Origin of the sequence: Mitsuaria sp. RG, from assembly GCF_028369275.1 — a bacterium.
GTDB classification, from domain to species: Bacteria; Pseudomonadota; Gammaproteobacteria; order Pseudomonadales; family Pseudomonadaceae; genus Aquipseudomonas; species Aquipseudomonas peradeniyensis.
The window spans coordinates 23,951-41,860 of sequence record NZ_JAQMYQ010000027.1 but is presented as its reverse complement, the minus strand read 5'-3'; the positions used below and the strand labels follow the sequence as shown (position 1 = coordinate 41,860).

The 17,910-nt window shown below is 64.2% G+C and carries 23 protein-coding genes and 1 tRNA gene; 12 read left to right on the top strand and 12 right to left on the bottom strand.

Going from position 1 to position 17,910, the window contains the following annotated elements; translation table 11 throughout:
- Positions 1–125 precede the first annotated feature (125 nt).
- On the top strand, positions 126–563 hold the full coding sequence (locus POF53_RS16080; RefSeq protein ID WP_046856214.1) for an anti-virulence regulator CigR family protein: 438 nt from the start codon (positions 126–128) through the stop codon (positions 561–563).
- A gap of 296 nt (positions 564–859) precedes the next feature.
- Here POF53_RS16080 and POF53_RS16075 read toward each other — a convergent pair whose 3' ends face one another.
- On the bottom strand, positions 860–1,534 hold the full coding sequence (locus POF53_RS16075) for a polysaccharide lyase family 7 protein (protein ID WP_232855605.1): 675 nt from the start codon (positions 1,532–1,534) through the stop codon (positions 860–862).
- Between the two features lie 240 nt (positions 1,535–1,774).
- Between POF53_RS16075 and POF53_RS16070 the strand changes: the two genes are divergently transcribed.
- The gene (locus POF53_RS16070; RefSeq protein WP_050706261.1) at positions 1,775–1,963 is read left to right on the top strand and encodes a hypothetical protein; all 189 of its coding nucleotides are present in this window, start codon (positions 1,775–1,777) and stop codon (positions 1,961–1,963) included.
- A gap of 17 nt (positions 1,964–1,980) precedes the next feature.
- Here POF53_RS16070 and POF53_RS16065 read toward each other — a convergent pair whose 3' ends face one another.
- The 3 genes from POF53_RS16065 to POF53_RS16055 form a co-directional block, all read right to left on the bottom strand.
- Positions 1,981–2,394 (bottom strand): DoxX family protein, encoded by a 414-nt coding sequence (locus tag POF53_RS16065; protein ID WP_028692439.1) that lies wholly within the window; start codon positions 2,392–2,394, stop codon positions 1,981–1,983.
- Positions 2,395–2,499: 105 nt separating this feature from the next.
- Positions 2,500–2,584 (bottom strand) — tRNA-Leu (locus POF53_RS16060).
- Between the two features lie 93 nt (positions 2,585–2,677).
- Positions 2,678–2,890, bottom strand: a complete 213-nt coding sequence (locus tag POF53_RS16055; protein WP_203652297.1) for a hypothetical protein — start codon at positions 2,888–2,890, stop codon at positions 2,678–2,680.
- A gap of 102 nt (positions 2,891–2,992) precedes the next feature.
- On the opposite strand from POF53_RS16055, the gene POF53_RS16050 reads away from it, so the two are divergent.
- The 4 genes from POF53_RS16050 (at position 2,993) to POF53_RS16035 (ending at position 6,334) form a co-directional block, all read left to right on the top strand.
- The gene (locus POF53_RS16050; protein ID WP_203652298.1) at positions 2,993–3,277 is read left to right on the top strand and encodes a hypothetical protein; all 285 of its coding nucleotides are present in this window, start codon (positions 2,993–2,995) and stop codon (positions 3,275–3,277) included.
- Between the two features lie 80 nt (positions 3,278–3,357).
- On the top strand, positions 3,358–4,518 hold the full coding sequence (locus POF53_RS16045; RefSeq protein WP_203652299.1) for a two-component system sensor histidine kinase NtrB: 1,161 nt from the start codon (positions 3,358–3,360) through the stop codon (positions 4,516–4,518).
- Between the two features lie 6 nt (positions 4,519–4,524).
- Positions 4,525–5,970, top strand: a complete 1,446-nt coding sequence (locus POF53_RS16040) for an ATPase domain-containing protein (protein WP_203652300.1) — start codon at positions 4,525–4,527, stop codon at positions 5,968–5,970.
- Between the two features lie 4 nt (positions 5,971–5,974).
- Entirely contained in the window at positions 5,975–6,334 is a 360-nt protein-coding gene (locus tag POF53_RS16035; RefSeq protein WP_203652301.1) for a response regulator, read from the top strand.
- Positions 6,335–6,409: 75 nt separating this feature from the next.
- Here POF53_RS16035 and csrA read toward each other — a convergent pair whose 3' ends face one another.
- From csrA to POF53_RS15995, 8 genes are all read right to left on the bottom strand, one after another.
- Positions 6,410–6,604: a carbon storage regulator CsrA gene (gene csrA, locus POF53_RS16030; protein WP_023628788.1), complete on the bottom strand. Its 195-nt coding sequence runs from the start codon at positions 6,602–6,604 to the stop codon at positions 6,410–6,412.
- A gap of 252 nt (positions 6,605–6,856) precedes the next feature.
- Entirely contained in the window at positions 6,857–7,879 is a 1,023-nt protein-coding gene (locus POF53_RS16025; protein ID WP_203652302.1) for a DNA topoisomerase IB, read from the bottom strand.
- A 58-nt stretch (positions 7,880–7,937) separates the two neighbouring features.
- Positions 7,938–9,029 (bottom strand): molybdenum ABC transporter ATP-binding protein, encoded by a 1,092-nt coding sequence (gene modC / locus POF53_RS16020; RefSeq protein ID WP_232855604.1) that lies wholly within the window; start codon positions 9,027–9,029, stop codon positions 7,938–7,940.
- Between the two features lies 1 nt (position 9,030).
- Positions 9,031–9,711, bottom strand: a complete 681-nt coding sequence (modB, locus tag POF53_RS16015) for a molybdate ABC transporter permease subunit (RefSeq protein ID WP_475858858.1) — start codon at positions 9,709–9,711, stop codon at positions 9,031–9,033.
- The gene (modA, locus tag POF53_RS16010; protein WP_498968484.1) at positions 9,711–10,469 is read right to left on the bottom strand and encodes a molybdate ABC transporter substrate-binding protein; all 759 of its coding nucleotides are present in this window, start codon (positions 10,467–10,469) and stop codon (positions 9,711–9,713) included. Before modA ends, modB begins: the two co-directional genes overlap by 1 nt.
- A gap of 103 nt (positions 10,470–10,572) precedes the next feature.
- Positions 10,573–11,637: an NAD(P)H-dependent flavin oxidoreductase gene (locus POF53_RS16005; protein WP_498968482.1), complete on the bottom strand. Its 1,065-nt coding sequence runs from the start codon at positions 11,635–11,637 to the stop codon at positions 10,573–10,575.
- 34 nt (positions 11,638–11,671) lie between these two features.
- Positions 11,672–11,842 (bottom strand): hypothetical protein, encoded by a 171-nt coding sequence (locus tag POF53_RS16000; protein ID WP_203652307.1) that lies wholly within the window; start codon positions 11,840–11,842, stop codon positions 11,672–11,674.
- 15 nt (positions 11,843–11,857) lie between these two features.
- Positions 11,858–12,160 carry a DUF1883 domain-containing protein gene (locus tag POF53_RS15995; RefSeq protein WP_050706249.1) on the bottom strand — a complete coding sequence of 101 codons (303 nt, stop codon included), beginning with the start codon at positions 12,158–12,160 and terminating at the stop codon, positions 11,858–11,860.
- A gap of 164 nt (positions 12,161–12,324) precedes the next feature.
- Here POF53_RS15995 and POF53_RS15990 point away from each other — a divergent pair, with 164 nt between their 5' ends.
- The 6 genes from POF53_RS15990 to ahpC all read left to right on the top strand — a co-directional run bounded on the left by POF53_RS15990 (position 12,325) and on the right by ahpC (position 17,727).
- Positions 12,325–12,684: a hypothetical protein gene (locus tag POF53_RS15990; protein ID WP_050706248.1), complete on the top strand. Its 360-nt coding sequence runs from the start codon at positions 12,325–12,327 to the stop codon at positions 12,682–12,684.
- 145 nt (positions 12,685–12,829) lie between these two features.
- The gene (locus POF53_RS15985; RefSeq protein ID WP_498968479.1) at positions 12,830–13,480 is read left to right on the top strand and encodes a c-type cytochrome; all 651 of its coding nucleotides are present in this window, start codon (positions 12,830–12,832) and stop codon (positions 13,478–13,480) included.
- Positions 13,477–14,391 (top strand): c-type cytochrome, encoded by a 915-nt coding sequence (locus tag POF53_RS15980; RefSeq protein WP_203652309.1) that lies wholly within the window; start codon positions 13,477–13,479, stop codon positions 14,389–14,391. Before POF53_RS15985 ends, POF53_RS15980 begins: the two co-directional genes overlap by 4 nt.
- A gap of 232 nt (positions 14,392–14,623) precedes the next feature.
- A complete protein-coding gene (gene galU, locus POF53_RS15975) occupies positions 14,624–15,463 on the top strand; it encodes a UTP--glucose-1-phosphate uridylyltransferase GalU (protein ID WP_010223914.1) in 840 nt (279 codons plus the stop codon).
- Between the two features lie 94 nt (positions 15,464–15,557).
- On the top strand, positions 15,558–16,913 hold the full coding sequence (gene gorA, locus POF53_RS15970) for a glutathione-disulfide reductase (RefSeq protein ID WP_203652310.1): 1,356 nt from the start codon (positions 15,558–15,560) through the stop codon (positions 16,911–16,913).
- A 250-nt stretch (positions 16,914–17,163) separates the two neighbouring features.
- Positions 17,164–17,727 carry an alkyl hydroperoxide reductase subunit C gene (gene ahpC, locus POF53_RS15965; RefSeq protein ID WP_008090543.1) on the top strand — a complete coding sequence of 188 codons (564 nt, stop codon included), beginning with the start codon at positions 17,164–17,166 and terminating at the stop codon, positions 17,725–17,727.
- The last annotated feature ends 183 nt before the right edge of the window (positions 17,728–17,910 follow it).

The window sequence follows — 17,910 nt, the reverse complement described above, 5'->3', positions numbered from 1 at the left end:
ACGGTAATATGCGCGCCCGCCGTGGTGCCGATAGGCCTGATTGCTCAAGCAGGGTCATGGCGAAGCCCCATGTCGTTGTCATGGTCTAGGATTGCACAGACCCCAATCTTCAGAGGCAAGCAGCGATGAGCAAACGCCGCACAGTCATTGCCACACTGACATCCATCGCACTGGTACTGGCGCCCTGCATATCTTTCGCCGACCCGGGTAATGGCAAGGGGCACGGCAAGGGGCAATCCCAGCAGAACCATGGCAACCAAGGGGCGGGCAAGCACGATGGCGGTCATGGCGGTCCCGTGATCGACCGGGGCGATGTGCTCGGTATCCTGGGTGGGCACCGCGACTACTGGAGCCCGGGGCCTGCATTGCCTCCCGGCATCCAGAAGAACCTGGCGCGTGGCAAGCCGTTGCCCCCAGGCATCGCCAAGAAGCTCGATGGCCGGTTGCTGGGCCAGCTGCCGCGTTATGACGGTTATGAATGGATGCAGGCGGGTGTCGACCTGATTCTGGTGGCAGTCGCCACGGGGGTGATCTACGAAGTACTCAACGGCGCTTTCGACTAGCGCGCAGGCAAAGAAAAGGCCCGCTGGGGAGGGCGGGCCAAGTGTTTCACGGATGAGTCATTACCTTGGCACGGCAGAGGTGAAAAAGTTGTCAATTGGCGCGCTCTGGTTTGTACGGAAAGCGCAAAAAAGAAAACCCGCCAAAAAGGCGGGTTGAACAGAACGTATCGAAGCCAGGTCAGTCTGCCTGGGCGTTTGTCAGAATTTCGTGAAGGCCATCCGGGTAATCGTGCAGTAAACGTTACTGAGTTTTTCATAAGTCCGGCGAACGTTCCCCGGCAACGGCTCCCGAGCCTCTAACGGTGCAGCAGCTCCAGCTGGCTGATCACGCAGACAGACGCATCCGTGGACGGGGTGTCATCGCTGAAGTCTACCTGGTTGTAGACACCGCCATGGAAGTTGAAGGTGTGGTCCCGCCAGCCCGAGGTCATCTGCAGCAGGCCGGAGTCGCCGCTGCGGCCGTTGCAGGCAGCGGTCACCGTCGCGGCCCTGGCCGCAGAGACTTCGAGGGTGATGTCGAAGGGTGTGCCCAGGGGTACATCGACGAGGAGGGTGCTGTTGGTCGGCGTCGCCTGGTTGAAGTCCCGGCGAAAGCCGAGGGTGATCTTGCCCTTGTTCCAGAACACCTTGATCGCCGGGCTGTCGTCGTCTTTCACATGCAGCTGCGCGATCACCACCTTCTGTGCCGAGTTGACCTGCTCCAGCACCATGCGCTGGTGGCTGAAATGTCGGCTGGCGCTGCTCATGGCCCAATAGGTGGCCTCCTTCCACTCGCAGCGGGTTCGATGGGTACTCTTGCTCGATGCGCCCTTGGTCGGGGCGGTCATGCGCACTGCGCCACTGCTCAGCCGGCTCACAACCTGGGGCAGGCTGGCGAGGGCCTGGGCGCCGGTGACCTCCAGGGCCACAGGGTTGGTAGCGGATTTGGGCACCGGGGTGGTAATGATCAGTTGGTCGATGTTCACGGCCATGGGGAAAGCTCCTTGGTGAAAAAGATCCTGCACCCATGCGAGCGCTGAAATGACGGGCGGTTCAGTGGTGCGGGGGAGGGCCGGGCAAAAAAAGCCCGCCAGGGCGGCGGGCAAAGAACGTTTTTGAAGGGAGAGCCTGCACCATGCGCCTTGTCGGTTAAGCCGGGGTTAAGCGCCGCGAGGATTGACCGCCCGCGTCGATGCGCCTATACAGGCGTGCCGTTGTTACCGGAGCCTGCGATGCACGACGAAGACGATCTGCCCGAACCCGAGCACGACCACCTGCTCGACCCTGAATTCCACGAAGACTTCGACCCCGAGGCGGACGCCTACGGGGCGCTGGACGAAGTCGAGGAGGACGAAGAGTCACTCGACGACTTCGATGATGAAGATGACCATCCGGCCTGGCACGACGACTGCGATGATTGAAATCACCGCAGTCGCGTTCAGCGACGGTCGAGGGAGAAGCGCCCGGCGCCGGTGAGGGCCAGCAGCAGCAACCCGCCGACAATGGCGAGGTTCTTCAGGAACTGGGTCATGTTGGCGCTGCGCTCGGGCTCGACCATGTTCCAGAACGGGTGCCCGAGCAGCGCGGTGCCCAGCACGAACAGGGCGAACAGCAGGGCCAGCGGGCGAGTGTAGAAGCCCAGGATCAGCAGGATGCCGACCAGCAGCTCCATGATCACGGCAACGGCCGCCGCCAGCATGGGCGCGGGCGCGCCGAGAGAGGTCATGTAGCCGACCGTGCCTTCGAAACCGCTCAGTTTGCTCCAGCCAGAGAGCACGAACAGGATCATCAGCAGGATGCGGGCGAGCAGCAGGATGACGTCGCGTTGACCGTCGAGCAGGCTATAGCGCATGGCGGCGCTCCAGTGGACAGTGACAGGTTCCACTCTAGCAGCTGCGCGGCGGTTTTCCGGCGGGCATGAAAAAGGCGCCGCAAGGGCGCCTCGATCGACAGAAGATGGTGCGAGTGGCGGGACTCGAACCCGCAAGGCTCACGCCGACAGATTTTAAGTCTGCTGTGTATACCAATTCCACCACACTCGCGCGATTGACCGGCATGCTTCATAGCAGCAGGGCCCAGGCAATCAGGCGCGCTTTATAACCCATTGTTATAGGAGCGTCAACCGGCCACAGGGTTCAGGGCCTGATGCTACGGGCGATTTCACGCATCTCGCAGGCCGAGTGGTGCAGGTCATCGACATGTCCGTCCATGGCCTGGGCATCGGCCTGGTGGATCGAGTGGCGCAGGAACCGCGCATGACCATCCAGGGCCTGGCACAGTTGGTCGAGTTCGCCGGCGCTGCGCACCAGGTCGTCCTGCAGGCCTTGCATGCGAAGGTTCGAAGTCATGTCGCTTCCTTGTGAAATCGGGGCGCAGCCACTATAGGTCAATTGACAGGATGCCGCCATTACGCCACTGTCCAGGCATTGGATCCAACGGGTTGTATCGCCATGTCATCGCGTTCCCCCGACCCAGAGGCAATCCGGCGTGTGCGCCCGAAGCTGTTCTGGCGTCTGCTGTTCCTGCTTGTCTGCCTGCTGGCGGCATTCTTGTACGCCGGTTTCATGAGCCTGGGCGGCTACCTGCTGATGCTCGGGCTCGATCAGGAGCACCCAGAACCACAGCGCGTGCTGGCATTGGGCGGCGGGGCGTCGATCCTGCTGCTGGGGTTGTGGCTGTTGAAGGTGGCGATGCCGCGCCGGCTGGTGCCGACGGTGGTGGAGCGCGAGCACTGACGATCGTCGCCTGAAGGGCTGTGTCGGCGGGACTTTTGACTACGCTCAATATGTCCTTTCGCGGTGCTTGTGGAGCTTGCATGGTGTCGACAGACCGCCCCACCCATTCGGTGATGCCCGAAGCGCGCTACGAGCAGTTGGTCCAGGCAGTGGTGGACTACGCCATCTACATGCTCGATCCGACCGGCCATGTGGTGTCGTGGAACGCGGGTGCGCAGCGGATCAAGGGTTATCGCGCCGACGAGGTGATCGGCCGGCATTTCTCGTTGTTCTTTACTGACCAGGACCGTGCCGAAGGCCGTCCGCAACAGCTGCTGCACCAGGCCTTGGAAGAGGGCAAGGTGCAGGACGAGGGCTGGCGCGTGCGCAAGGACGGTACGCAGTTCTGGGCGCTGGCGGCGCTGGATGTGATCCGTGACGAAACTGGCGAGGTCATCGGCCTGGCCAAGGTCACCCGCGACATCACCGACCGCCGCGAGTCCGCCCTGCAACTGGACGCCATGCGTGCGCAGCTGTTCCAGGCGCAGAAGCTCGAGGCCCTGGGGCAGTTGACCGGCGGCCTGGCCCATGACTTCAACAATCTGCTGACCATCATCCTCAGCTCTGCCCGGCTGGCCTCTGGCAGCCAGGACCCGGCACGGGTACGACGCCTGCTCGAGCATATTCTTGATGCCGGCGAGCGCGGTACCCAACTGACCCAGCAACTGCTCAGTTTTGCCCGGCATCGGCAACTGAGCATCACCCGCATCGCCCCGGCCCAGATGGTCGACACCACCTGCGGGCTGGCGGAGCACGCGCTGCCCAGGGACATCGAACTGCTGCCGCAGGTGCAGCCGGACCTGCCGCTGATCGAGGTGGACGCCGGGCAGTTGCAGATGGTCCTGCTCAACCTGGTGTTCAACGCCCGCGACGCCATCGCGGCGACCGGGCAAATCCACCTGGCAGTCGAAAGGGTTCGCCTGGCCGGCGAGGTGGAGGGGCTGCATGGGCACTTCGTGCGTTTCGATGTGCGTGATGACGGGCAGGGCATCGACCCTCAGGTGTTGCCGCGCATCTTCGAGCCGTTCTTCACCACCAAGGCCTTCGGCAAGGGCACCGGCCTGGGGCTGAGCCAGGCCTATGGTTTCGCCCGCCAGAGTGAGGGCGCGATCAGCGTGTCCAGCCGCCCTGGCGAAGGCACCTGCATGAGCCTGTACCTGCCCGCCCGAACGGGCGACGATACGCCTGCGAGCGAGGGATAGACGACCATGGTCGAGCAACTCAAGCGACTGGCCACCGGCATCGAAGGGCTCGATGCGCTGCTCAAGGGCGGGCTGGTGGTCGGCGCCTCCTACATCGTCCAGGGGCACCCGGGCTCGGGCAAGACCATCCTCGCCAACCAGCTGGCCTGCAACCATGTGCGCGACGGTGGCCGGGTGCTGGTGGCGACCCTGCTCAGCGAGTCCCATGAGCGCCTGTTCCAGTACCTGTCGACGCTGAGTTTCTTCGACCCGGCGCTGGTCGGTGACAGCATCCAGTTCGTCAGCGCCTTCGACACCCTGGAGCAGGATGGCCTGGATGCGGTGGTCAGGCTGTTGCGCCAGGAGATTGCCCGGCAGCAGGCCACCTTGCTGGTCGTCGATGGCCTGCTCAACGCACGCTCGCGGGCGGAAACCAGCCTGGACACCAAGAAGTTCGTCTCCGAGCTGCAGGGGCATGCGGCGTTCGCCGGTTGCACGGTGCTGTTGCTGACCAGTGCCCGGCTGGAGGAGGGCAGCCCCGAGCACACCATGGTCGATGGCGTGATCGAGCTGGGCGAGCACTTGGTCGGCAGTACCGCGGTGCGGCATGTCCAGCTGCGCAAGACCCGCGGCAGCAGCGCGCTATCCGGGCGCCACGAATGCCAGATCGATGAGTCGGGGTTGCAGGTCTATCCGCGCCTCGAAGCGCTCTACAGTCGGCCCAGCCAGCAGGATGCGCAAACCCTGGCGCGGGTCGCCACCGGGGTCGCCGACCTGGACGGCATGCTCGGTGGCGGGCTGGCCGAGGCCTCGGTGAGCCTGCTGATGGGACCCTCCGGTGTGGGCAAGACGGCCTTGGGCATCGCGTTTCTCGCCGCTTCGACGAAGGCCGCGCCGGGCCTGCATTTCGGTTTCTACGAGACGCCGGCGCGGCTGCGCTTGAAGGCTTCTGCACTGGGCTTTGAGCTGCCGGCGCTGGAGCGCGAGGGGGCGGTGCAACTGAGCTGGCAGCCGACCACCGAAGGCCTGCTGGACCAGCTCGGCGCCCGTCTGCTGGCGCAGGTCGAGGCATTGGGTGCGCGGCGCGTGGTGATCGACAGCCTGGGCGCCTTCGGCCGCCTGGCGCTGGAGCCTGCCCGCCTGAACGCGTTCTTCCGCGCGCTGACCGGCGAGCTGCGCGCCCGCGGCGTCACGGTGCTGCTGACCTGGGAGATGCGCGACATCTTCGGTTCGGAAATCACCGCGCCGGCCCCGGACCTGTCTAGCATCGTCGACAACCTGATTCTCATGCGCTTCGCCGAGCTTGATGCACAACTGCACCGTGCCCTGTCGATCATCAAGGTGCGCGACAGCGACCACGATCCGGCCCTGCAGGCGTTGAGCCTGGGACCGAAGGGCATCAGCCTGGCGCGGGCGTTCGATGGCGCCAGCGGCGTGCTCAGCGGCTCGGCGACAACGCCAGGAGACCGCTGATGGGATGAACAGCATCCTGATCGTCGATGACGAGTACCTGATCGCCGATATCCTGGGTTTCGCCCTGGAGGACGAGGGCTACCTGGTGGAAAAGGCCAGCAATGGGCGCAAGGCCCTGGAGGCCCTGAAAGAAAAACGCGTGGACCTGGTGATCACCGACTACATGATGCCGGTGCTCAATGGCGAGGAGTTGCTCAACGCAATTCGTGAAGAGCTGCAGCTGGCGGACTTGCCGGTGATTCTCATGAGCGGTGCCCAGGCCAGCCAGGGTCGGGCCTGCCCCGGAAGGTTCGCGGCGGTGTTCGACAAGCCATTCGACATGGACCGAATGATCGCCACGGTGCGCGAGCTGCTCGGCACCTGAGGTTCGGGAGAGGCTCCCCGCATGGGCGGGCAATCGATCAGGCGCATCCGTGCGGCATGATGCGTTGGCTTGGGATTACTCGTCGTTGCTCTTTTCCGGCGCCGGGCTGCCGGCCTGGATCCGCTTGTAGATCTCTTCACGGTGCACCTGGACATCCTTCGGTGCATCGATACCGATCCTCACCTGCATCCCCTTGACGCCCAGAATGGTGACTTTGATGTCGTCGTCGATGACGATGCTTTCGCCAACCTTGCGTGTGAGTATCAGCATGTAGTTCTCCTTGGTGATGTAGAAAACCGCCGAGCCTGATGGTCTGCGGTGGGAGCCTGTCCCTCTTCCTTCTCATTAAAGACGCTTTCGGCGGATAGTAATTCCCCGACAGACAAATTCTGTTATCGATCTTTAGTTGCAGGTGCCAGTGGGGGTGCTACGCATTCCACTGGCCAAGGTGCTCGGTGGCAAGGATAGGGTGCTTGGCGCCATATGGGAAATTTCTCTGCTCGATGAACTAAATAGTGGGGCTCAATGATCGTTCTGGCCCTGCAGGGCCTGGAGGAAGCGCAGCAGCGACACTTCCTCGAGTTCCAGGCCCTTGCGCGCCCGTGCGCGGGGCAGGTCCGCCAGGCGTCCGAGCTGGAAGTGTTCGAGAACCGCGGGATGGATGTAGCAGCGCCGGCACACCGCGGGTGTGTTGCCCAGGCGCGCCGCCACCTGGCGGACGGTGTCGGCGACCTGGCGCCGCGCTTCGCTATCCGGCTCCCAGGCCAGTGGCCGTAGCAGGCTCAGGGCCAGGCTGCTGCCGGCCCAGGTGCGGTAGTCCTTGGCGGTGAAATCGGCGCCGGTCAGTTGCTGGAGGAACTGGTTGACCTCGGTCGAGCCGATGCCATGGCGCTGGCCCTGGTCGTCCAGATACTGGAACAAGGCCTGGCCGGGCAGCTCCATGCAGCGCTTGACCAGCCCGGCCAGACGCCGGTCGGTCAGGGTGACGTTGTGCTCGACCCCGCGCTTGCCGCGGAACTGGAAGCGGATTCGGCTGCCCTTGACCTGCACATGGCGGGTATTGAGCGTGGTCAGCCCGTAGGAGCGGTTGTCACGCAGGTACTGGCGGTTGCCGATGCGGATCAGCGTGCTGTCGAGCAGGCTGATCACCAGCGCCATGACCTTCTCCCGGCCCAGCCCCGGGCAGGCAAGGTACCTGTCCAGTTGCTTGCGCAGCCTTGGCAGCGTTTCGGCGAAGGCCAGCATGCGTCCGTACTTGTGCTGGTCGCGCAGCTCGCGCCATTGCGCGTGGTAGCGGTACTGCTTGCGCCCCCGGGCATCCCGTCCGGTGGCCTGCAGGTGCCCCTGCGGGTCGGCGCAGATCCATACATCGGTGTAGGCCGGCGGGATCACCAGGGCGGCGATGCGCGCCAGGGTGTCGGTATCGCGTACCCGCTGGTTGCCGGCGTCGAAATACTGAAAACCATCGCGCCAGCGCCGCCGGGTCAGGCCGGGCTGGCTGTCATCGACGTAGTGCAGGGCGGCAGGCAGCGGGCAGTCGGACATGGGCGCGGTCCATCAAGGGCACTGTTGCTGCAATGGACAGCGTCCGTTGCTGCATTGCTCAACCCAGCAGCGCCACCGACTTGATCTGCGCCCACAGCATCTGGCCCGGCTGCACCGCGAGCTGGTCCGCCGAATAGCGGGTGATGCGCGCCAGCAGGGCGTTGCCGGCGGCATCCAGGCTGACCAGCACATGGGCCGGGTTGTCCGCCGGGCGGCACTCGCGGACCCGCACCGGCAGGCGGTTGAGGATGCTCGAGGCGCTGTCTGCGGTCAGTGCCAGGCTGACATCCCGGGCTTGTACCTTGAGGCGCAGGGTGCTGCCCATGTGCAGCCCGGGGTGGGCGATGCGCAAGCACTGGCCGTCACCGCCGGGCAGGCGCAGTTCGAACAGCTGGTAATGCGGGTCGTGGCCCACCACCACGCCTTCGAGCACCACGCCGGCATCTTCGCCCTGGGCCAGGGGCAGGTCGAGGCGCGCCAGGGTCTGGCCGATCGGCCCGCTGGCCACGGCCTTGCCCTGTTCGAGCAGGACCAGGTGGTCGGCCAGGCGCGCCACTTCGTCCTGGGCATGGCTGACGTAGATCAGCGGGATATCCAGTTCGTCGTGCAGGCGCTCCAGGTACGGCAGGATCTCGCGCTTGCGCGCGCTGTCGAGCGCGGCCAGCGGTTCGTCCATCAGCAACAGCCGTGGGCTGCTGAGCAGGGCCCGGGCGATGCCGACCCGCTGCGCCTCGCCACCGGACAGGGTCGCCGGCTTGCGCGCCAGCAGGTGGCCGATGCCCAGCAGCTGGCAGGCCTGTTCCTGGCTGATCTTGCGCGCCTCGGGGGCGATGCGGCGCCAGCCGAACTCGAGGTTGCCGCGCACCGACAGGTGCGGGAACAGGCTGGCTTCCTGGAACACGTAGCCGACCGGGCGTTGGTGCGGCGGGGTGAAATGCCCGCGTGCGCTGTCCTCCCAGACCTCGCCATTGACCTCGATGTAGGCGCTGGTGGCTCGCTCCAGGCCGGCCAGGCAGCGCAGGCACGAGGTCTTGCCCGAGCCGGAATGGCCGAACAGGGCGCTGATGCCGCGTCCGGGCAGGTTCAGGTCGACGTCCAGGGTGAAGTCGTCGCGCGCCAGTTTCAGGCGCGCCTGTATCGATGCACTCATGTCAGCTCCAGCCAGCCTTGCCACGGCGGCCTGCATAGAGCATCAGCAGCACCAGGAACGAGAATACCAGCATGGCCCCGGCCAGCCAGTGCGCCTGGCTGTATTCCATGGCCTCGACGTGATCGAAGATCTGCACCGAGACCACGCGGGTCTTGTCGGGAATATTGCCGCCGATCATCAGCACCACGCCGAACTCGCCCACGGTGTGGGCGAAGCCGAGGATGCTGGCGGTGACGAAGCCGGGGCGCGCCAGTGGCAGCACCACGTGGATGAAGGTGTCCCAGGGGCTGGCGCGCAGGGTGGCGGCCACCTCCAGCGGGCGCTGGCCGATGGCACCGAAGGCATTCTGCAACGGCTGCACCACGAAGGGCATGGAGTACACCACCGAGCCGATCACCAGCCCGGTGAAGCTGAACACCACGCTGCCCAGGCCCATGGCCTGGGTGGCCTGGCCGATCCAGCCATGAGGGCCAAGGGCCAACAGCAGGTAGAAGCCGATCACCGTCGGTGGCAGCACCAGGGGCAGGGCCACCACCGCGCCGATCGGCCCGCGCAGCCAGGAGCGGGTGCGCGCCAGCCACCAGGCGATGGGCGTGCCCAGCACCAGGAGGATGGCGGTGGTCAGGCTGGCCAGCTTGACGGTCAGCCAGATCGCGCCCAGGTCACTGGCGTCGAGTGGCATCAGAGCTCATAGCCGTACGACTTGATCACCGCGGCGGCCTTCGGGCCCTTGAGGTAGTCGACCAGGGCCTTGGCGGCCGGGTTGTCCTTGCCTTTGTTGAGGATCACCGCGTCCTGGCGGATCGGGTCATGCAGCTCGGCGGGCACGATCCAGGCGGAGCCTTCGCTGACCTTGCCGTCCTTGTAGATCTGCGACAGGGCGACGAAGCCCAGCTCGGCATTGCCGGTGGACACGAACTGGAAGGCCTGGGTGATGTTCTGGCCTTCGACGATCTTCGCCTTGGTGGCCTCGGTCAGCTTCAGCTTGTCCAGCACCTGGGTGGCGGCCAGGCCGTAGGGCGCGGCCTTGGGGTTGGCGATGGACAGGTGCTTGTATTCGTTCTTCTCCAGCACTTCGCCCTTGGCGTCGACGTAGCCCGGCTGGGCCGACCACAGCGCCAGGGTGCCGATGGCGTAGGTGAAGCGCGAGCCGGCGACGATCTCTTTTTCCTGCTCGAGCTTGGCCGGGGTGCTGTCGTCGGCGGCGAGGAACACTTCGAACGGCGCGCCGTTCTTGATCTGTGCGTAGAACTGGCCGGTGGCGCCAAAGGCGGCGACCAGCTTGTGGCCGGTGTCCTTTTCGAAGTCCTTGGCGATGGCCTGGATGGGCGCTGTGAAGTTGGCCGCTACAGCGACCTGGACTTCATCGGCCTGGGCGGCGTTGACGGTGATCAGGGTGGCCAGGGCACTGAAGGCCAGGTGGGACAGGCGAATACGCATGCAAACGGCTCCTAGGGACGGCGGGTTATCGTTATGGCTTGAACTATATAGCGATACGCCATCCGTCGGGAAGAGGGTGTCCGAATATTTCCTGATCTATGGGTCAGCTTTTTGTTGTCTGCCCGGCAATGGCCCGAGTCAGGTCGCCCGCCGGCATATGCCGCCCGAGGCGCAGCGCCTGTCCCGACCACAGGTTGCTGAAGTCGGCGTTGCCCTGTGGATCGGTGATCGCCCGCAGTGGCATCAGCGCGCCGCCGGCCAGCGGGAAGCGTGGGGCGAGGGGACTCATCGGCCCCAGTTCGCGCATCAGGCGGTTGTTGATGCCGCGGGCCGGACGACCGGTGAACAGGTTGGTCAGGGCGGTATCGCTGGCGGGCGCGCTGTCCAGGGCGTGGCGGTGCGCCGGGGACACCTTGGCCTCGGGGCAGAACAGGTAGGCGGTGCCCACCTGTACCGCCGAAGCGCCCAGGGCCAGGGCGGCGACCAGACCGCGATGATCGCCGACACCGCCCGCCGCGATCACCGGCACCTGCACCGCATCGACCACCTGGGGCACCAGGGCGAAGGTACCGATCTGGCTGGTGATGTCGCTGCCGAGGAACATGCCGCGATGGCCGCCGGCCTCGTAGCCCATGGCGATGATCGCGTCGCAGCCGTGCTGCTCCAGCCACAGTGCTTCCTCCACCGTGGTGGCGCTGGACAGCACCTTGGCCCCGCTCGCCTTGACTCGCCGCAGCAGCTCGGGCGTCGGCAGACCGAAGTGGAAGCTGATCACCTCTGGGCGCAGTTCCTCCACCAGCCGGCAGCTCTGTTCGTCGAAGGGCGCACGATTGGAAACCGGCGTTGGCGCCTCGAAGTCCGCGCCGACTTCCTCGTAATAGGGCTTGAGCGCCTGCTTCCAGCGGGCGTCGCGCTCGGGGTCGGGCGCCGGCGGCTGGTGACAGAAGAAGTTCAGGTTGAGCGGGCCCTGGCAGGCGGCACGAAAGGCCTCGATCTCGCCGCGCACCTGTTCGGCGCTGAGCATGGCGCAGGGCAGGGCGCCCAGGCCACCGGCGTTGCCCACGGCAATGGCCATGGCCGAACCGCTGGCGCCGGCCATGGGCGCCTGGAGAATGGGCAACTCGATACCCAGCAGGTCGAGGATGCGGCGGTCTTGCCAGGGGCTCATGGGCGACTCCTTGAGTGCGGGGCGTGCGGCGTGGTTACAAGGCCTTGCTGACCTGAATGTCGCTGATCTTGTCGGCGTCGTCGCCGTGGATCTTGCGCAGGGCTTGCTGCGCCTGCTCGAGGGAGGCATCGGGCATCAGGGCGAAGTCCCAGCGGCGTTCACCGTCGAGCTTGTACTTGATCACGTACTTGATGGTCTGGGTCATGCGGCTATCCGAGTGTTATCCGAGTTTCGACGACGAGCGACGGATGATCTTGATCTTGTGGCTGAGGGCCGGCTTGCGCGTCACCGAGATCGGGCGAGTGGTCACGGTATCGATGGTGATGTTCCAGAAACCGGTGCTGGGCACGGTGATCTTCGCCGGGAAGCGCTCGAAGTGACCACCGTGGTAGGTGTGGCGCCCGCCATTCTTGAAGCTGCGGAAGTTGGCGTCGTTCATCAGGCGGATGTTGCAGCGCTGGGAGCACTCGATGACGACGATGTCGTCCTCGTTCAGGTGCTCGCGCTGGTGTACGAATTTCATGGGGTGCTCCGCAAGGATTGGTTCAGCAAACGCGAAAGATACCACGATGTGAGGTTACACTTGCGCCCGGGCTGGCCAAGCCAAGGAGATTTCTGCCAGACGTGGGAGCAAAACCGCCTGGATGTGGTCAGAGGATGACTTTGAAGAAGCTGGAGACGATGTAGATGAAATGGGTAGCAGCAGCGGTGGCGCTGACGTTGGGTGGCTGTGTCAGCGTGACGGAGCTCGAGCAGTCCCACGCGACGCTGGATGTGATCTCCGGCAAGACGCCGCGCGAGTATGCCGACTGCGTCAAGCGCAAGCTGGCCGATACGCGTGATCCCTTGCAGGAAGAGGTGCGTGGCGATGGCTTGCGCCTGACCGTGCCGCAGAAGGTGTCGGCCGGCGTCGGCCCTGCGGCGCTGCTCGATATCGACAAGCGCGGCAGTGGCAGCGCGATCAAGGTGTACGAGCGGTTGAACAACTTCCCGCTGCGCCTGGGTGATGTGCGCACCTCGGCGACCCAGTGCATCTCCGGTTCTTGATCCAGCTCAGTTAATCGGCAATTAGCTGGCGGTTTGCCACTTTCCTTCCCGGTGACGCGTTGTCGCACGTCGGGGAATAGGCCTAGTATTTCTGGGCTTATATCGTTTAAGCCTAAGCTTATAACAAGGAAATGGAGCCTCCGTGATGAAACCCCTGAGCCATGTCGTGATCGGCAGCCTGCTGATCTTGGCCTGGCCCTCGGCGCACGCTGCCGATGGCCAGAAAATCTTCAACCAGGGCGGGCAGAACCCCGCCGCCATGGCCTGCCTGGGCTGCCATGGTCCGGACGGCAAGGGTATCGCCGCCGCCGGTTTTCCCCGTCTTGTCGGCTTGCCTGCCGGCTATCTCAGCAAGCAATTGCATGACTTTCGCAACGGCAGCCGCAAGCAGGCGGTGATGGAACCGTTGGCCAAGGCCCTGGACGATGCCGAGATCGAGGCGGTCAGCGCCTACCTGGCCAAGCTGCCGGCCGATGCCGCGGCGGACACGCGCCGCCAGCAGATTGCCAACGATCCGGTGACCCGTCTGGCCGTCTACGGCGACTGGAGTCGACTGATACCTGGTTGCGTGCAGTGCCACGGTCCTGGCGGCAGTGGCGTCGGTGAGCACTTCCCGCCACTGGCCGGACAACCCGCCGGTTACCTGGTGGCGCAACTCAACGCCTGGCGCGATGGCAGTCGCAGCAATGATCCCAACCAGTTGATGGTCAACGTGGCCAAGGCGATGACCGATGCCGAGGTCAAGGCGGTCGCCGACTACTTCGCCCAACCGGCCAGCCAGGAGGTCAAGCCATGAAAGTCCTGATGCCAACCCTGCTGCTGGTGGCCATGGGCACTGCCCAGGCCGCGCCCATTGCCATGGAAGACCAGTCCCAGCTCAAGGTCCCGGGTGTGCAGGCTGCCCCGCAGTTCGTGCCGCCTGCGGAAAGCGCGATCCCGGACAACGCCTTCGGCAAGATGATTCGTGAAGGCCACGCCCTGTTTGTCGATACCCGGCGGCTGATGCCCGAAGCGGTCGGCAACGGCTTGAACTGCAGCAACTGCCACCTCGACCAGGGGCGCCTGGCGCATTCCGCGCCGCTGTGGGGGGCGTACCCGATGTATCCGGCGTATCGCAAGAAGAACGACAAGGTCAACACCTTCGCCGAGCGTATCCAGGGCTGCTTTACCTTCAGCATGAATGGCAAGCCGCCGGCGGCCGACAGCCCGCAGATGACCGCCTTGAGCGTTTACGCCTACTGGCTGTCGACCCAGGCCCCGACCGGTGTGGAGATTGCCGGTCGCGGCTACCCGGAAGTGCCCAAGCCCGAAGGCGGTTACGACTTCAAGCGCGGCAAGCAGGTGTACGACGAGCAATGCGCGATCTGCCACGGCGGCAATGGCGAAGGGCAGAAGGTGGCCGGGGAGTACGTGATGCCGCCGCTGTGGGGCAAGGACTCCTACAACTGGGGCGCCGGCATGCACCGGATCAATACCGCGGCGTCGTTCATCAAATACAACATGCCACTGGGCAAGCCCGGCAGCCTGAGCGACCAGCAGGCGTGGGACGTGGCGGCGTGGATCAACCGCCATGAGCGGCCGCAGGATCCGCGGCTGGTCGAAGGCTCGATCGAGAAGACCCGGCTGAAGTTCCATGCCAACGACGGGGTCAACCTGTACGGGCAGAAAGTTGATGGCGTGTTGATCGGGCAGGGGATCGGCGGTTGAGCTGAAACCCTCGCGGGGCAAGCCCGCTCCCACGCCCAGCAAGGGACGATCGTGGGGTCGGGCCCGCCCCGCGATGATGTCGCCGGTCGCCTGAAATTCACGGCCTGGCGGAACTATCTACACTGGAATGTCTCTATGATGGCATCGGCCAGCGCGGGGGGCATTGTAAGGTGACCGCCGCCTGATTAGACTGCGCCGAATTTCGTACGCAAAGCCCTTGTTAAGGACGTATATGATCAAGAAATGCTTGTTCCCGGCAGCCGGTTACGGCACCCGCTTCCTGCCCGCTACCAAAGCCATGCCCAAGGAAATGCTGCCGGTGGTCAACAAGCCACTGATCCAGTATGGCGTTGAAGAAGCGCTGGACGCCGGCCTCAACGAGATCTCCATCGTCACCGGCCGTGGCAAGCGTGCCCTGGAAGACCACTTCGACATCAGCTACGAGCTGGAAAACCAGATCAAGGGTACCGACAAGGAGAAATACCTGGTCGGCATCCGTCGTCTGCTCGACGAGTGCTCGTTCTCCTACACCCGCCAGACCGAGATGAAAGGTCTGGGTCACGCGATCCTCACCGGTCGTCCGCTGATCGGCGACGAGCCGTTCGCCGTGGTGCTGGCCGACGACCTGTGCGTCAACCTCGAAGGTGACGGCGTACTCAAGCAGATGGTCAAGCTGTACAAGCAGTACCGCTGCACCATCGTGGCGATCATGGAAGTCGACCCTCAGGAAACCAGCAAGTACGGCGTGATCGCCGGTGACCTGATTGGTGACGACCTGTACCGCGTACGCAACATGGTCGAGAAGCCAAAGCCTGAAGATGCACCGTCGAACCTGGCGATCATCGGTCGCTACATCATGACCCCGGACATCTTCAAGCTGATCGAAGAAACCGAGCCGGGCAAGGGCGGTGAAATCCAGATCACCGACGCCCTGATGAAGCAGGCCCAGGACGGCTGCGTCATCGCCTACAAGTTCAAGGGCAAGCGTTTCGACTGCGGTGGCGCCGAAGGCTACATCGAGGCGACCAACTTCTGCTTCGAGAACTTCTACAAGACCGGCAAGGCTTACTGAGTCCCCGGCGTTGTAAAAAGCCACCTTCGGGTGGCTTTTTTGTTTGCGGCGGCCAACGGCGCTATGCTGGGCGCCTGCCCAGGAGACTGAATACATGGCTTACGATTTTGATCTGTTCGTGATTGGCGCCGGTTCCGGCGGTGTGCGCGCGGCGCGTTTTGCTGCGGGTTTCGGCGCAAAAGTGGCGGTGGCCGAGAGCCGCTACCTCGGCGGCACCTGCGTCAATGTCGGCTGCGTACCGAAGAAACTGCTGGTGTACGGCGCCCATGTCGCCGACGAACTGGAACAGGCTGCAGGTTTCGGCTGGACCCTGGAAGAGGGCCACTTCGACTGGGGCACGCTGATCGCCAACAAGAACCGCGAGATCGAGCGCCTCAACGGCATCTACCGCAACTTGCTGGTCAACAGCGGCGTCACCCTGTTGCAGGGCCACGCCCGCATCACCGGCGCCAATGAGGTGGAGGTCGAGGGCCAGCGCTACAGTGCCGCCAACATCCTCATCGCTACCGGCGGCTGGCCGCAGGTGCCGGACATTCCGGGCAAGGAACTGGCCATCACGTCCAACGAGGCGTTCTACCTCAAGCAACTGCCGCGACGCGTGCTGGTGGTGGGCGGTGGTTACATCGCCGTGGAGTTCGCCGGGATCTTCCAGGGCCTGGGCGCCGACACCACGCTGCTGTATCGGGGCGATCTGTTCCTGCGCGGTTTCGACGGCTCGGTGCGCACGCACCTGAAGGAAGAACTGGAAAAACGCGGCATGGACCTGCAATTCAACGCCGACATCCAGCGTATCGACAAGCTTGCGGACGGCAGCCTCAAGGCCACCCTCAAGGATGGTCGCGAGCTGGTCGCCGATTGCGTGTTCTACGCCACCGGCCGTCGGCCGATGCTGGATAACCTGGGCCTGGAGAACACCGGCGTGGAGCTGGACGAGCGCGGTTACATTCGCGTGGACCAGCAGTACCAGACCACCGCCCCGTCGATCCTGGCCATCGGCGACGTGATCGGCCGCGTGCAACTGACCCCGGTGGCGCTGGCCGAAGGCATGGCCGTGGCCCGCCGCCTGTTCAAGCCCGAGCAGTACCGCACGGTCGACTACCAGAACATTCCGACCGCAGTGTTCAGCCAGCCGCCAATCGGCACCGTGGGCCTGACCGAGGAGCAGGCGCTGGCCGCCGGGCACAAGGTGCAGATCTTCGAGAGCCGCTTCCGGGCGATGAAGCTGACCCTGACCGATATCCAGGAAAAGACCCTGATGAAGCTGGTGGTCGATGCCGACACCGACAAGGTGCTGGGCTGCCACATGGTCGGGCCGGATGCTGGCGAGATCATCCAGGGCCTGGGGATCGCCCTGAAGGCAGGGGCGACCAAGCAGCAGTTCGACGAGACCATCGGCGTGCACCCGACCGCCGCCGAAGAGTTCGTGACCATGCGCACCGTCACCCGCTAATTGTCGGGGCCTCTTCGCGGGTAAACCCGCTCCCACAAAGGTATGCATGGAACCTGTGGGAGCGGGTTTACCCGCGAAGAGGTCAGCACGGCCGGCGCAATCCTTTGCTCAGCCCAATCCCTTCTATTAATAATCCCGCCTTATAGCCAAAACCAATCACCAGCATGAGCTTTGCCAATGAGCCTTCGAGGGGACCAGCGGTTAGGATTCTCTCCGTCAACCGAATTCAACCCATGAAGGAGCGTCTCTCATGCCAATCATCAACAGCCAGGTCAAACCGTTCAACGCCACTGCTTTCCACAATGGCGAATTCGTCCAGGTCAGCGAAGCCGACCTGAAAGGCAAGTGGTCCGTCGTGTTCTTCTACCCGGCCGACTTCACCTTCGTCTGCCCGACCGAACTGGGTGACCTTGCTGACAACTACGCCGAGTTCCAGAAGCTGGGCGTGGAAATCTACGGTGTGTCCACCGACACCCACTTCACCCACAAAGCCTGGCACGACACCTCGGACACCATCGGCAAGATCAAGTACCCGCTGATCGGTGACCCGACCCACGTCATCTCGCGCAACTTCGACGTGCTGATCGAAGAAGCCGGCCTGGCCGATCGCGGTACCTTCGTGATCAACCCGGAAGGTCAGATCAAGATCGTTGAAATCAACGACGGTGGTGTAGGCCGTGACGCCAGCGAACTGCTGCGCAAGGTCAAGGCTGCCCAGTACGTTGCCGCCCACCCAGGTGAAGTCTGCCCGGCCAAGTGGAAAGAAGGCGAAGCCACTCTCGCTCCGTCCCTTGACCTGGTCGGCAAGATCTAATTTTCGTCCGATAAGCGCCTGCGCGACGACCATGCTGCGTTGAAAACAGGCTCGGAATGCTCATTTGCAACCAGCAAAGTCGAGCGCGACTCCGACCGTTCCTCGCCTGTTTTCGCCTTGCCTGATCGCCGCGCAGTCACTTCTCGAACGAAAATCCGGTTATGCGCCAATCGCGGGCGGTAG

Bases quoted from the DNA above. Each gene is read 5' to 3' on its own strand.
- modB (WP_475858858.1), bottom strand. From the start codon at position 9,711: ATGCCACTCGACGCCAGTGACCTGGGCGCGATCTGGCTGACCGTCAAG.
- csrA (WP_023628788.1), bottom strand. From the start codon at position 6,604: ATGCTGATACTCACACGCAAGGTTGGCGAAAGCATCGTCATCGACGAC.
- POF53_RS16070 (WP_050706261.1), top strand. From the start codon at position 1,775: ATGCACGACGAAGACGATCTGCCCGAACCCGAGCACGACCACCTGCTC.
- POF53_RS16045 (WP_203652299.1), top strand. From the start codon at position 3,358: ATGGTGTCGACAGACCGCCCCACCCATTCGGTGATGCCCGAAGCGCGC.
- POF53_RS15990 (WP_050706248.1), top strand. From the start codon at position 12,325: ATGAAATGGGTAGCAGCAGCGGTGGCGCTGACGTTGGGTGGCTGTGTC.
- POF53_RS16055 (WP_203652297.1), bottom strand. From the start codon at position 2,890: ATGACTTCGAACCTTCGCATGCAAGGCCTGCAGGACGACCTGGTGCGC.
- POF53_RS15985 (WP_498968479.1), top strand. From the start codon at position 12,830: ATGAAACCCCTGAGCCATGTCGTGATCGGCAGCCTGCTGATCTTGGCC.
- POF53_RS15995 (WP_050706249.1), bottom strand. From the start codon at position 12,160: ATGAAATTCGTACACCAGCGCGAGCACCTGAACGAGGACGACATCGTC.
- POF53_RS16005 (WP_498968482.1), bottom strand. From the start codon at position 11,637: ATGAGCCCCTGGCAAGACCGCCGCATCCTCGACCTGCTGGGTATCGAG.
- modA (WP_498968484.1), bottom strand. From the start codon at position 10,469: ATGCGTATTCGCCTGTCCCACCTGGCCTTCAGTGCCCTGGCCACCCTG.
- POF53_RS16000 (WP_203652307.1), bottom strand. From the start codon at position 11,842: ATGACCCAGACCATCAAGTACGTGATCAAGTACAAGCTCGACGGTGAA.
- gorA (WP_203652310.1), top strand. From the start codon at position 15,558: ATGGCTTACGATTTTGATCTGTTCGTGATTGGCGCCGGTTCCGGCGGT.
- POF53_RS16040 (WP_203652300.1), top strand. From the start codon at position 4,525: ATGGTCGAGCAACTCAAGCGACTGGCCACCGGCATCGAAGGGCTCGAT.
- POF53_RS15980 (WP_203652309.1), top strand. From the start codon at position 13,477: ATGAAAGTCCTGATGCCAACCCTGCTGCTGGTGGCCATGGGCACTGCC.
- POF53_RS16050 (WP_203652298.1), top strand. From the start codon at position 2,993: ATGTCATCGCGTTCCCCCGACCCAGAGGCAATCCGGCGTGTGCGCCCG.
- POF53_RS16035 (WP_203652301.1), top strand. From the start codon at position 5,975: ATGAACAGCATCCTGATCGTCGATGACGAGTACCTGATCGCCGATATC.
- POF53_RS16065 (WP_028692439.1), bottom strand. From the start codon at position 2,394: ATGCGCTATAGCCTGCTCGACGGTCAACGCGACGTCATCCTGCTGCTC.
- POF53_RS16080 (WP_046856214.1), top strand. From the start codon at position 126: ATGAGCAAACGCCGCACAGTCATTGCCACACTGACATCCATCGCACTG.
- modC (WP_232855604.1), bottom strand. From the start codon at position 9,029: ATGAGTGCATCGATACAGGCGCGCCTGAAACTGGCGCGCGACGACTTC.
- galU (WP_010223914.1), top strand. From the start codon at position 14,624: ATGATCAAGAAATGCTTGTTCCCGGCAGCCGGTTACGGCACCCGCTTC.
- POF53_RS16075 (WP_232855605.1), bottom strand. From the start codon at position 1,534: ATGGCCGTGAACATCGACCAACTGATCATTACCACCCCGGTGCCCAAA.
- ahpC (WP_008090543.1), top strand. From the start codon at position 17,164: ATGCCAATCATCAACAGCCAGGTCAAACCGTTCAACGCCACTGCTTTC.
- POF53_RS16025 (WP_203652302.1), bottom strand. From the start codon at position 7,879: ATGTCCGACTGCCCGCTGCCTGCCGCCCTGCACTACGTCGATGACAGC.